This window comes from Streptomyces sp. NPDC058678 (assembly GCF_042714835.1).
Taxonomy (GTDB): domain Bacteria; phylum Actinomycetota; class Actinomycetes; order Streptomycetales; family Streptomycetaceae; genus Streptomyces.
Map to the genome: position 1 here is coordinate 115,584 of NZ_JBHXSG010000027.1, position 11,923 is coordinate 127,506.

The window sequence follows — 11,923 nt, forward strand, 5'->3', positions numbered from 1 at the left end:
TGAGGAGCGGGGTCTGGGGCGAGCCCCAGAAGGACGGGAAGGGGAACGGGAACGGGAAGGGCAACGGGAAGGGGCGGCGGGGGGCGAAACCCCACCGCCCCCGGCATCACGCCGCAAACCCCCCGTCCACCGAGAACTCCGCGCCCGTGACGTACTCCGCCCCCGCCAGATGCGCGACCGTGGACGCCACCTCCTCGGCATTGCCGAAACGCCCCAGTGCCGTCATACCCGCCTGGCCCGCCGCGAACGGCCCGTCCGCCGGGTTCATGTCCGTGTCGATGGGCCCGGGATGCACGATGTTCGCCGTGATTCCCCGCCCGCCCAGCTCTCTGGCGAGGGCCTTCGTCAGGCCGGTCAGGGCCGCCTTGCTCATCGCGTAGAGCGTGCCGCCGGGCCCCGGCACGCGCTGGGTCATGCAGCTGCCGATGGTGATGATCCGGCCGCCGGGGCCCATCCGTGCGGCGGCCGCCTGTGAGGCCAGGAAGACGGCACGCACGTTGACGGCCAGAACGCGGTCCACGTCGGCGAGCGAGTGGTTTTCCAGGGGCCCGAGCGCGCCCACGCCCGCGTTGTTCACCAGCACGTCGAGCCGCCCCCCGAGCGCCTCAGCCGTACGTGCCACCGCCCCCGCCGCCTCGTCCGCGTCCGCGGAGTCGGCCCGCAGGGCCACGGCCCGGCGCCCGAGCGCCTCGACGGACCGTACGACGTCCTCGGCCGCCGACTTGCCGTCCACGTAGGTGAGCGCCACATCCGCGCCCTCACGGGCCAGCCGCAGAGCCGTCGCCGCGCCGATGCCACGGCTGCCGCCGGTCACGAGGGCCACCTTGTCGTTCAGAGATCCATGGGAAGTCGTCATGCATCCATCCCACCGGCCGGCGGCCCCGGACGCTGGCGGTGTACGGACATCGAGTTCGCCCGTCGAGACCGTCGGCGGTCACAGGAGGTGATCCACCGCCGACCGCTGAGTTGCGGGTGCCGGTCGGGTCTGCCCTGATGGCAACAGACCCCCACTCAAGAGCAGGAGGCGCCCCCATGGGCAAGCTCGTCCTCACTTCCTTCGTCACCCTCGACGGCGTCCACCAGGCCCCCGGCGGCCCCAAGGAGGACACACGCGACGGCTTCCGGCAGGGCGGCTGGACCGTCCCGTACTGGGACGACGACTTCGGCCGGTTCGTCAACGGCGTCTTCGACCACGTCGGCGCCTTCCTCCTCGGCCGTCGTACGTACGAGATCTTCGCCGCGTACTGGCCGAAGAACACCGATCCGGCCGATCCGGTCGCCTCGAAGCTGAACGCCCTGCCGAAGTACGTCGCCTCCGCGACCCTCACGGACCCCGGCTGGTCCGGCACCACCGTGATCGGCGGCGACCTGGCCAAGGAGGTCACGGCCCTCAAGGAGCGCACCGACGGCGAGCTCCAGGTGCACGGCAGCGGTGCCCTCGCCCGGTCGCTGCTCGACCTCGGCCTCGTCGACACCGTCCACCTGCTGACCTTCCCGGTCGTGCTGGGTGCCGGTCGCCGCCTGTTCGCCGAGGGCGCCGTACCGACCGCCTTCCGGCACGTCGGCGGGCAGGTCACGGGGGCGGGCGTCTCCATCCAGTCGTACGACGTGACCGGCCGTCCGGAGTACGGAACCTACGAGCTCCCCGAAGGTTAACTTCCCGAAAAACTCATCGGACTTGACGGGAAAATCTCCGGAGTTGTCATTGATATGCCATCTTCTATGCGCGTCGTCATCGGGTCATGAGATACCCCCCACGCGCCACCCGGATCGGCGCCTCAGCTGGGGCGGTGGGGGTCGATTCGGCGACGGCCGGCTCGGCCAGCTCGCCGCCGAGAAGGCTGGTCAGCGTCCAGCCGGCCCGTAGCGCGGTGTCGGCGCGGACGAATGACACGTTGTGGTCCGGATAGCGGCGGGTGAGGATCTGTTCGCTGACGGCCAGTGCGAAGGCGTGTCCCAACTCCTAGGACTGCAGCGCCTTGTAGTACATGGCGATCCGATTGCCCTCGTCGGACAGGCCGAGCAGGTTGCCCTCCTGCGGCAGGCTGAGCTGGGTCTCGGTACGGGCGCTGAGCGCCTGGCAGTACTTCAGACTGCCCCAGTGCTCGGCCGGCCCGCGCGAGGCACCGCGCTGGGACAGCGCCGGCCCGCGGCCCAGGTGATGCAGGACGTCCCAGAACGTCAACGTGACGGACAAGCCGACCTCCGTGCCGTGGGGCGGACGCAGCCCTGGCTTGCGCCGCAGCGGCTCGTAGGTCTCACCCGTCCGCTTCGGCCCTCATAAGCCCAGGTCAGAGTGGTGCGGTCGGATTACCACGAGTACACGGTCATCACGCCCGGCTCGTCCGCGCGCGGAGCTCGCCGCATCGCCACCGGTGAGGCGTACCAGGAGGACCACTACACGGCCGACGACTACGCCTCGTTCGACCTGGTCGACCACGACTGCTGAGCCGGGCGTCACCGCCGGCTCTCGGCCACGGCGAACAGCGCGAACGCCAGCACGACCAAGGTGACGCTCGCGTAGATCTCGTAGCCGTCGAGGAAGCCGATCCGTTGCACGAACCCCACGTGCCAGTCGGTGAACTCGTGCAGCAGACCCATCGCGCCCTGCACCAGGGCAAGAAGACCGAGCAGCTCCAGCAGTTGCTTCATGGAAGGACCCTCGCCCCGCGGACCCCCCACCCACATCGGCCGCGGGGCGAGGCACGTCCGACGGAAGTCCCCGATCCCGTCGGGCCTGCCGCGCCGAAAGTCTTCGATGCCGCGACTTTGGTCGCGGAACCGGTGCATCCGGAGGTGCCACGGGCCGCCCCCGCATAGATTCGTCGACCGTGAGCAGTGACGAGACGGCGTCCGAAACGCCTGCTTTCCCAGGGTGGCGCTGGCTGCTGCCCTCCGCCGTGATCCACGAGCTCGACCCCGAGGCGGGCCGGGCCGGGCGGCGGCCCCGGCGGACCGCGCGCGACTGGATCGTCGACTTCTTCGGCTTCCTGCTGGCCGTCGTCATCGGCCTCGCCGTCGCGGACACCCTCTCCGACGATCCCGACCTCCCGCACGCCGTCGTCGTGACCGACCAGCTGCTGGGCGCCCTCGCCTGTGCCGCGGTATGGCTGCGCCGCCGGTGGCCCCTCGGTCTCGCCGTCGCGACGATCCCCCTCGCCTTCGTCTCGACCACCTCGGCCGGCGCCGGCGTCGTCGCCCTGTTCACGCTCGCCGTGCACCGGCCGTTCCGGTACGCGGCCTGGGTCGGCGGCATGCAGCTCGTCCTGATCCCGCTCCTGCTGTGGGTGCGCCCCGACCCCGACCTGTCGTACGCGCCGGCGGTGGTGTTCACCCTGCTCCTCACCGTGGCGATCACCGGCTGGGGCATGTTCGTACGGTCCAAGCGGCAGCTCATGCTGAGCCTGCGCGACCGCGCCCGGCGTGCCGAGACGGAGGCACGGCTGCGCGCGGAGCAGGCGCAGCGGCTCGCCCGCGAGGCCATCGCCCGGGAGATGCACGACGTGCTCGCGCACCGGCTGACCCTGCTGAGCGTGCACGCCGGCGCCCTGGAGTTCCGGCCGGACGCGCCCCGCGAGGAGGTGGCCAGGGCGGCCGGTGTCATCCGGGAGAGCGCGCACGAGGCCCTGCAGGACCTGCGGGAGATCATCGGCGTCCTGCGGGCGGGCGACTCCGACGACGCGGGCCGCCCCCAGCCGACGCTCGCCGGGCTCGACACGCTGGTCGCCGAGTCCCGCGAGGCCGGGATGAAGGTCACCCTCGACAGCCGTGTCACCGACTCCGCCGCCGTCCCGGCCTCGGTCGGGCGCACCGCCTACCGCATCGCCCAGGAGGGCCTCACCAACGCCCGCAAGCACGCCCACGGCGCCGAGGTCACGGTGTCCGTCACCGGCGCCCCGGGGGAGGGCCTGGCCATGTCGGTGCGCAATCCGGCGCCCGACGGGCAGGTCCCCCATGTCCCCGGTTCCGGACAGGGGCTGATCGGTCTGACCGAACGCGCGACGCTGGCCGGGGGCCGTCTGGAGCACGGGCCGGAGGATGGCGGGGGGTTCGGGGTGCGGGCGTGGTTGCCGTGGCGGTGACCCCTGCGGCGGGTGGTTCCGCCGCCCCCAACTCACCCGCGACAACGGTGATTCGCCCGCGGCGCAACCGTGATTACGTAGCCCCCATGACTGCGATCAGACTGCTGCTCGTCGACGACGACCCGTTGGTCCGGGCCGGCCTGTCCTTGATGATGGGCGGCGCCGACGACATCGAGATCGTCGGTGAGGCCGCCGACGGCGGCGAGGTCGAGGAGCTCGTAGACCGCACCCGCCCGGATGTCGTCCTCATGGACATCCGGATGCCGTCGGTGGACGGCCTGACCGCCACCGAGCGGCTGCGCGGCCGGCCCGAGGCCCCGCAGGTCGTGGTCCTCACCACCTTCCACGCCGACGAGCAGGTTCTGTGGGCCCTGCGCGCGGGCGCCGCCGGATTCGTCCTCAAGGACACCCCGCCCGCCGAGATCGTCGACGCGGTGCGCCGCGTCGCGGCAGGCGACCCCGTCCTGTCGCCCACCGTGACCCGCCAGTTGATGCAGCACGCCGTCGGAACCGCCGCCGACACGCGCCGCACGCGCACGCGTGCCCGGATCGCCGCCCTCAACGACCGCGAACGCGAGGTCGCCGTCGCCGTCGGCCGGGGCCTGTCCAACGCCGAGATCGCCGCCGCGCTCTTCATGAGCGTCGCCACGGTCAAGACCCACGTCTCCCGCATCCTGGCCAAGCTCGACCTCAACAACCGGGTGCAGATCGCCCTGTTGACCTACGACGCGGGGCTGCTGGAGGAGTTGGAGGAGGACGGGCGCTGACCGCGGCACCGCGCGTCGTCCGGGGGAGGGGACGCCGGGGGAGGAGGCGAGGGGGAAGCGGGGTCGAAGGGGCGGTGCCCCGTCACAGCACCGGCGCGCCGGCCGCGCCCGCGATCTCCGAGAGCCCCACGACCCGCCGCTCCCGCCGCGACACCTCACACGCCTCGGCGATCCGCAAGGCCTGCAGCGCCTCGCGGCCGTCGCACGGGTTCGGCCGCGCACCTCGTACGACCTCGACGAACTCGCACAGCTCCGCCTCGTACGCAGGTCCGAACCGCTCCAGAAACCCCGTCCACGGCTTGTCCGCGGCCGGCGGCCCGGTCGGCTCGGTGGACGCGATGGGCGTCCGGTCGTCCAGGCCGACCACGATCTGGTCCAGCTCCCCGGCGAGCTCCATGCGCACGTCGTACCCGGCCCCGTTCAGCCGCGTCGCCGTCGCCGTGGCGAGCGTGCCGTCGTCCAGGGTGAGCAGCGCCGCACCCGTGTCGATGTCGCCCGCCTCGCGGAACATCGCGGGGCCCGCGTCGGACCCGGCCGCGTACACGTCGACGACCTCGTGTCCCGTCACCCAGCGCAGGACGTCGAAGTCGTGGATCAGGGTGTCCCGGTACAGCCCGCCGGACACGGGCAGATACGCGGCCGGCGGCGGCGCCTGGTCGGACGTCAGTGCCCGCACGGTGTGCAGCCTCCCGAGCCGTCCCGAGCGCACCGCGTCCCGCGCGCCCGTGTAGCCCGCGTCGAAACGACGCTGGAACCCCATCTGCAGGATCGTTCCGGCCGTCTCGACCTCACCGATCGCCTGTAAGGTGCCCGCCAGATCCAGCGCGATGGGCTTCTCGCAGAACACGGGGAGCCCCGAGCGTGCTGCCCGACCGATCAGTTCGGCGTGCGCCGACGTCGCCGTCGTGATCACCACTGCGTCCACGCCCCACGTGAAGATCTCGTCCACTCCCGGCGCCGCCGTCTCGCCCAGCCGGTGGGCCAGATCCTGGGCCCGCGTGGGGTCCACGTCCGTGAGGATCAAGGAGCCGACCTCCCGGTGTCGGCTGAGGGTGTTCGCATGGATGGTGCCTATGCGGCCCGTACCGATGACTCCGATGCGCATGTGACCAACCTGCGTGCAGACCCGGCAGGCTGTCAATGCGTATGTCCGGACAATCGAACTACACAACTTCCCGTCAACCATCCGCGGAGCTACGCTCGGCCCCGTGCCGAAACCAGGAGTGGACCCGACCGTGACGCTCGAGCTCAGTGTGGACCGGAGCAGCCCGGTGCCGTTGTACTTCCAGCTGTCCCAGCAGTTGGAGGCCGCCATCGAGCACGGAGCCCTGACGCCCGGAAGCCTGCTGGGCAACGAGATCGAGCTCGCGGCCCGGCTCGGCCTGTCCCGGCCCACCGTCCGCCAGGCCATCCAGTCGCTCGTCGACAAGGGCCTGATGGTGCGCCGCCGCGGCGTCGGCACCCAGGTCGTGCACAGCCAGGTCAAGCGTCCCCTGGAGCTCAGCAGCCTCTACGACGATCTGGAGGCGGCAGGCCAGCGCCCCGCGACGAAAGTCCTCGTCAACACCCTCGTCCCGGCGACCGCGGAGATCGCGGCCGCTCTCGGCGTGGCCGAGGACAGCGACGTACACCGGGTGGAACGGCTGCGTCTGGCGCACGGCGAGCCGATGGCGTACCTCTGCAACCACCTGCCGCCCGGGCTGCTCGACCTGGACACCGGGCAGCTGGAGGCCACGGGCCTGTACCGCATGATGCGGGCCGCCGGGATCACGCTGCACAGTGCGCGGCAGTCCATCGGCGCCCGCGCGGCCACCGCTGTCGAGGCCGAGCGGCTCGCCGAGGAGGCCGGCGCCCCGCTGCTCACCATGCAGCGCACGACCTTCGACGACACCGGCCGAGCGGTCGAGTTCGGCAGCCACACCTACCGGCCCACCCGCTACTCCTTCGAGTTCCAGCTGCTCGTACGACCCTGAAGACAAGGTTCCGGTTCGTCGCATTGTCAGGACAAGCGGCCGAGCCGGCCCCGGTCACCGGAAGCAAGATCGTCGCGAGCCGCACGCCCACCTGGTATGAGAGGGATTCGTGCTGCCGAAGCGGGGCACGATGATGGCAGTCGCACCCGACCCGCGCCCGACACGTCACAGGAACCGCCCCTTTCCTCCCCCGCACGGCACCCACCGCAACCGTGAGGCAGAATCAGGGCCGATGAGCACCTACGGCAACTTCAGCGCCCCCATCGGCTCCCGCCGCGCGCCAGCGCTCCGCACGGTCGGCACGAGGGAGCGCCGCTCGCACCTCACCGCACCCCGCGTGCCCACCGTCGGTATCGACATCGGCGGCACGAAGGTGATGGCGGGCGTCGTCGACGCCGACGGCAACATCCTGGAGAAACTGCGCACGGAGACCCCGGACAAGTCCAAGAGCCCGAAGGTCGTGGAGGACACGATCGTCGAGCTGGTCCTGGACCTGTCCGACCGCCACGACGTGCACGCGGTCGGCATCGGCGCGGCCGGCTGGGTCGACGCCGACCGCAACCGCGTCCTGTTCGCACCGCACCTGTCCTGGCGCAACGAGCCCCTCAGGGACCGCATCTCCAGCAGGCTGTCCGTGCCCGTCCTCGTCGACAACGACGCCAACACCGCCGCCTGGGCGGAATGGCGCTTCGGCGCGGGCCGCGGCGAGGACCACCTCGTCATGATCACGCTCGGCACCGGCATCGGCGGCGCGATCCTCGAGGACGGACAGGTCAAGCGCGGCAAGTACGGCGTCGCCGGCGAGTTCGGCCACATGCAGGTCGTGCCCGGCGGCCACCGCTGCCCGTGCGGCAACCGCGGCTGCTGGGAGCAGTACAGCTCCGGCAACGCCCTGGTCAGGGAGGCGCGCGAACTCGCCGCGGCCGACTCCCCGGTGGCGTACGGGATCATCGAGCACGTCAAGGGCAACATCGGCGACATCACCGGCCCGATGATCACCGAGCTGGCCCGCGAGGGCGACGCCATGTGCATCGAGCTGCTCCAGGACATCGGCCAGTGGCTCGGCGTCGGCATCGCCAACCTGGCCGCCGCCCTCGACCCGTCCTGCTTCGTGATCGGTGGCGGTGTCTCGGCCGCCGACGGCCTGCTGATCGGCCCCGCGCGGGACGCGTTCAAGCGGCAGCTCACCGGCCGCGGCTACCGCCCCGAGGCCCGGATCGTCCGCGCCCAGCTCGGCCCCGAGGCCGGCATGGTCGGCGCCGCCGACCTGTCCCGCCTGGTCGCCCGCCGCTTCCGCCGCGCCAAGCGCCGCCGGGTGGAGCGGTACGAGCGGTACGAGCGGTACACGGAGGCCCGCCGGACGTCCCAGGACACGGCGTGACCGCGTCACTGCCACGCCGGGCCATGACCCCGGACGAGCCGTCGCAGGAGGACCGCCGGCACCGGAACCGGCGCCGGGCGCTCACGCTGCTCATCATCGTGCTGCTCATCGGTGTCCCGGCCGGCTACCTCGTGATCTCCGCGAACCAGAGCCGCGACAGCGGCAAGGACAAGGAGGCGAAGTACTCGGCCACCGGCCTCAGCGAGGGCTGGCCGTCCAAGGTGCAGCGCCGCCTCTACCAGGTGCCGGTCCCGCACCCGGCGGACCACATCGCCTACTACGAGACCAACAACTGGAAGACCAGCCGCCTCTACGTCCAGTTCCGGACCAGTGCCGCCGGTCTCGACGCCTTCCTCACCGGCGTGGGCGTCAACCGGGAGGACCTCGAACAGGGCGAAATCACCATCAGCACACGTGACCAGAGCGTCAGCGGCTGGTCGTTCAAGGGCCCGGGCCCGTGGTTCGGCCTCGTCCACACGCAGAAGAACCCGGCCCCCACCCAGGACATCGTCGTGAACCTGTCCAAACCGGTCTCGCCCATGGTCTACGTCGTCTCGCGCACGGTTCCCTAGAACGACGGGCCCCCGCCGGTCGCCGGAGCCGATTGTCAGAGCCCGCCCGTAGAGTCGAAGACGACTGGTCCGGCACAGGGGCGGGAGGTGACAGGACGTATGAGCGACATGGCGGCGGTGACGCCCGGCAGCCCGGGCCGAGCGGTCGCGTCCCCGGCGTCGGCGGACCGCTCCGTCCCCGTCCGGCTCGCGGCCGTGTTCCTGCCCGCGCCCCTCCCGCGCGAGGGACGGATGGCCTTCTGGGACCCGGAGGACGGGCGGCCGAGCGCGGCCGACACCGAGCTCACCGTCGTACGACGACATGGTGGCGGAGTACGCCGCAGGGCGGTCCCCGCGCTGTCGCTGCCCCTCGGCGAAGCCCTGCCGCTCCTCGTCGGCGCCCGGCGCGATCCCGCCGCCCACCCCGCCACCGCCTGCTGGGGCGCGGCCGCGCTGCACGCGCTGCGGCTCACCGCCCGCGGCCGACTGCTGCCCGGCCTGACGGCCACCGGCCATGACGCCTGGCGGGCCGGCCCCCTCGACCCGGACGACATCGCCCACCTGCGCGCGGTCGCGGCCGCCCTGCCGTACGAAGGGCACGCGGTCCCGCTGCCCGGCCCGGGCGCGATCCGGCTGCCCGAACCGGAAGCGCTGATGCGCTCCTTCCTGGACGCGGTCGCGGACACCCTGCCCCGCACCCCGGCCGCCGCGTTCGCCTCCGGCAAGCCGTTCGCGGCGCGCGAGCCGCAGCGGCTGCCCGGCGCCGCCGACTGGGCCGCGGAGGTCGCCGCCGGCATGGACGCGGGCGTGCGGATCTCACTCCGCCTGGACCTGTCGGCGTACAACCTGTTCGACAGCAGCGGCGACGGGACGCGCCACGCGGGCGCGGCGATCGTCCAGGTGCACAGCCTCGCCGACCCCACCCTCGTGGTCGACGCGGCCGCCCTGTGGGCGGGCGACGCGGACGCGGCCTTCGGCCCCCGCACGCGCGTGGACGCGGCCCTCGCGGTGCGGCGCGCGGCCCGTGTGTGGCCGCCCCTCGACCGGCTCTCCGAGCAGGACGTGCCCGACGTACTGGCCCTGTCCGACGAGGAGTTGGGCGACCTGCTCGGCGTGGCGGCGACCCGGCTCGCGGCGGCCGGCGTGGCCGTGCACTGGCCGCGGGACCTGGCGCAGGACCTCACCGCGGCCGCGGTGGTGCGACCCGCGCCCGGCTCGGCGACCGACGGCACCGGTTTCTTCGAGAGCGAGGAACTGCTCCAGTTCCGCTGGCAGTTGGCGCTCGGCGGCGATCCGCTCAGCGAGGGCGAGATGGACACGCTCGCCGAGGCCCATCGCCCGGTCGTCCGGCTGCGGGACCAGTGGGTGCTGGTCGACCCCGCCCTCGTCCGCAAGGCACGCAAGCGCGAACTGGGCCTGCTCGACCCGGTCGACGCGCTCTCCGTCGCCCTCACCGGCAGCGCGGAGGTCGACGGCGAGACGGTCGAGGCGGTCCCGGCCGGCGCCCTGGCCACCCTGCGCGACCGCCTGACGGCCGGCGTGCGGCCCGCGGAGCCGCCACCCGGCCTGCAGGCCACCCTCCGCGACTACCAACTCCGCGGCCTGGCCTGGCTGGACCTCATGACCTCCCTCGGCCTCGGCGGCTGCCTCGCCGACGACATGGGACTCGGCAAGACCATCACCCTCATCGCCCTGCACCTGCGCCGAGCCCGGACCGAACCCACACTGGTGGTCTGTCCGGCCTCCCTGCTGGGCAACTGGCAGCGGGAGATCACCCGGTTCGCGCCCGGCGTCCCCGTCCGCCGCTTCCACGGCCCGGACCGCAGCCTGGACGACCTCGACGGCGGCTTCGTCCTGACGACGTACGGCACCATGCGGTCGGCGGCACCGCGACTGGCCGAGCAGCCCTGGGGCATGGTCGTCGCGGACGAGGCCCAGCACGTCAAGAACCCGTACTCGGCGACCGCGAAGGCGCTGCGCACGATCCCGACCTCCGCGCGCGTGGCCCTCACCGGCACGCCGGTGGAGAACAACCTGTCGGAGCTGTGGGCCCTGCTGGACTGGACGACACCGGGCCTGCTGGGCCCCCTGAAGTCCTTCCGCGCCCGCCACGCGCGCGCCGTGGAGAACGGCGAGGACGACGAGGCGGTCGCCCGGCTGGCCCGCCTCGTGCGCCCCTTCCTCCTGCGCCGCAAGAAGTCCGACCCCGGCATCGTCCCCGAGCTGCCGCCCAAGACGGAGACCGACCACCCGGTCCCGCTCACCCGCGAACAGGCCGCGCTCTACGAGGCGGTGGTGCGCGAGTCGCTGCTGGCCATCGAGACCGCGCAGGGCATCGGCCGCCGCGGCCTGGTGCTCAAGCTGCTGTCCGCCCTCAAGCAGATCTGCGACCACCCGGCGCTCTACCTCAAGGAGGACGTTCCGGCCGCGGCCACCGACCGGCTCGCCGCCCGCTCCGGCAAGATGGCCCTGCTCGACGAACTGCTGGACACGCTGCTCGCGGAGGACGGCTCGGCGCTCGTCTTCACGCAGTACGTCGGCATGGCCCGCCTGATCACCTCCCACCTCACCGCCCGCGCGGTCCCGGTGGACCTCCTGCACGGCGGCACACCGGTACCGGAGCGCGAACGCATGGTGGACCGCTTCCAGAGCGGGGAGACCCCGGTCCTGGTGCTGTCGTTGAAGGCGGCCGGCACCGGCCTGAACCTCACCCGCGCGGGCCACGTCGTCCACTTCGACCGCTGGTGGAACCCGGCCGTGGAGGAACAGGCCACCGACCGCGCCTACCGCATCGGCCAGACCCAGCCCGTCCAGGTCCACCGCCTCATCACCGAGGGCACCGTCGAGGACCGCATCGCCGAGATGCTGGAGGCCAAGCGGGCACTCGCCGACGCGATCCTCGGCTCCGGCGAGTCCGCCCTCACAGAACTGACCGACCGCGAACTCACCGACCTGGTCTCCCTGCGGAGGACCCAGTGACCCCCCACCCCGCCGACCAGGCACGCCGCGCACTCCAGCAGGCCCGGGAGCGCGCCGCCGGCCGCGAGGCGGCCGGGGATGCCGGGCGGCGAAGGGCGCCCGCGGAGGCCGGGGATGCCGGGGATGCTGGGCGGCGAAGGGCGCCCGCGGAGGCCGGGGATGCCGAGTCGTCAGAGGGAGACACGGCACC

Annotated in this window: 13 protein-coding genes and 1 pseudogene; 9 read left to right on the plus strand and 5 right to left on the minus strand. The window is 72.7% G+C overall.

The genetic code is table 11. The features are described 5' to 3' along the window. Positions 1 to 106: 106 nt before the first annotated feature. On the minus strand, positions 107 to 856 hold the full coding sequence (locus tag ACFWWR_RS24295; protein ID WP_383861829.1) for an SDR family oxidoreductase: 750 nt from the start codon (positions 854 to 856) through the stop codon (positions 107 to 109). Positions 857 to 1,032: 176 nt separating this feature from the next. Between ACFWWR_RS24295 and ACFWWR_RS24300 the strand changes: the two genes are divergently transcribed. Then, positions 1,033 to 1,656: a dihydrofolate reductase family protein gene (locus tag ACFWWR_RS24300; RefSeq protein ID WP_383861832.1), complete on the plus strand. Its 624-nt coding sequence runs from the start codon at positions 1,033 to 1,035 to the stop codon at positions 1,654 to 1,656. A 76-nt stretch (positions 1,657 to 1,732) separates the two neighbouring features. On the opposite strand, the gene ACFWWR_RS24305 is transcribed toward ACFWWR_RS24300, so the two are convergent. Both ACFWWR_RS24305 and ACFWWR_RS24310 read right to left on the minus strand, forming a co-directional pair. Further along, on the minus strand, positions 1,733 to 1,960 hold the full coding sequence (locus ACFWWR_RS24305; RefSeq protein WP_383861835.1) for a hypothetical protein: 228 nt from the start codon (positions 1,958 to 1,960) through the stop codon (positions 1,733 to 1,735). 3 nt (positions 1,961 to 1,963) lie between these two features. Next, the gene (locus ACFWWR_RS24310; protein ID WP_383861838.1) at positions 1,964 to 2,197 is read right to left on the minus strand and encodes a hypothetical protein; all 234 of its coding nucleotides are present in this window, start codon (positions 2,195 to 2,197) and stop codon (positions 1,964 to 1,966) included. A gap of 114 nt (positions 2,198 to 2,311) precedes the next feature. Between ACFWWR_RS24310 and ACFWWR_RS24315 the strand changes: the two are divergent. Beyond that, positions 2,312 to 2,449 (plus strand): annotated as a pseudogene (locus ACFWWR_RS24315) (ribonuclease domain-containing protein); the annotation flags it as partial. Positions 2,450 to 2,457: 8 nt separating this feature from the next. On the opposite strand, the gene ACFWWR_RS24320 reads toward ACFWWR_RS24315, so the two are convergent. Next, positions 2,458 to 2,652, minus strand: coding sequence for a hypothetical protein (locus ACFWWR_RS24320; protein WP_383861841.1), 195 nt, complete (start codon positions 2,650 to 2,652; stop codon positions 2,458 to 2,460). 179 nt (positions 2,653 to 2,831) lie between these two features. Here ACFWWR_RS24320 and ACFWWR_RS24325 point away from each other — a divergent pair, with 179 nt between their 5' ends. Next, complete coding sequence (locus ACFWWR_RS24325; RefSeq protein WP_384305259.1) at positions 2,832 to 4,082, plus strand: histidine kinase; 1,251 nt, start codon at positions 2,832 to 2,834, stop codon at positions 4,080 to 4,082. A gap of 86 nt (positions 4,083 to 4,168) precedes the next feature. After that, on the plus strand, positions 4,169 to 4,849 hold the full coding sequence (locus ACFWWR_RS24330) for a response regulator (RefSeq protein WP_384305261.1): 681 nt from the start codon (positions 4,169 to 4,171) through the stop codon (positions 4,847 to 4,849). An 82-nt stretch (positions 4,850 to 4,931) separates the two neighbouring features. Here the strand turns inward: ACFWWR_RS24330 and ACFWWR_RS24335 are convergent, their stop codons facing one another. Further along, positions 4,932 to 5,954, minus strand: coding sequence for a Gfo/Idh/MocA family oxidoreductase (locus ACFWWR_RS24335; protein WP_383861850.1), 1,023 nt, complete (start codon positions 5,952 to 5,954; stop codon positions 4,932 to 4,934). Between the two features lie 130 nt (positions 5,955 to 6,084). On the opposite strand from ACFWWR_RS24335, the gene ACFWWR_RS24340 reads away from it, so the two are divergent. The 5 genes from ACFWWR_RS24340 to ACFWWR_RS24360 form a co-directional block, all read left to right on the plus strand. Continuing rightward, a complete protein-coding gene (locus ACFWWR_RS24340; RefSeq protein ID WP_383862108.1) occupies positions 6,085 to 6,822 on the plus strand; it encodes a GntR family transcriptional regulator in 738 nt (245 codons plus the stop codon). A gap of 232 nt (positions 6,823 to 7,054) precedes the next feature. Then, entirely contained in the window at positions 7,055 to 8,203 is a 1,149-nt protein-coding gene (locus tag ACFWWR_RS24345) for an ROK family glucokinase (protein WP_217238968.1), read from the plus strand. Next, positions 8,200 to 8,775 (plus strand): sugar kinase, encoded by a 576-nt coding sequence (locus ACFWWR_RS24350; protein ID WP_383861853.1) that lies wholly within the window; start codon positions 8,200 to 8,202, stop codon positions 8,773 to 8,775. The genes ACFWWR_RS24345 and ACFWWR_RS24350 overlap by 4 nt, the downstream gene beginning before the upstream one ends. 99 nt (positions 8,776 to 8,874) lie before the next feature. Next, positions 8,875 to 11,733, plus strand: coding sequence for a DEAD/DEAH box helicase (locus tag ACFWWR_RS24355; RefSeq protein ID WP_384305263.1), 2,859 nt, complete (start codon positions 8,875 to 8,877; stop codon positions 11,731 to 11,733). Next, on the plus strand, positions 11,730 to 11,923 hold a 194-nt coding region (locus ACFWWR_RS24360), incomplete at its 3' end, for a hypothetical protein (RefSeq protein WP_384305265.1). The genes ACFWWR_RS24355 and ACFWWR_RS24360, both read left to right, overlap by 4 nt.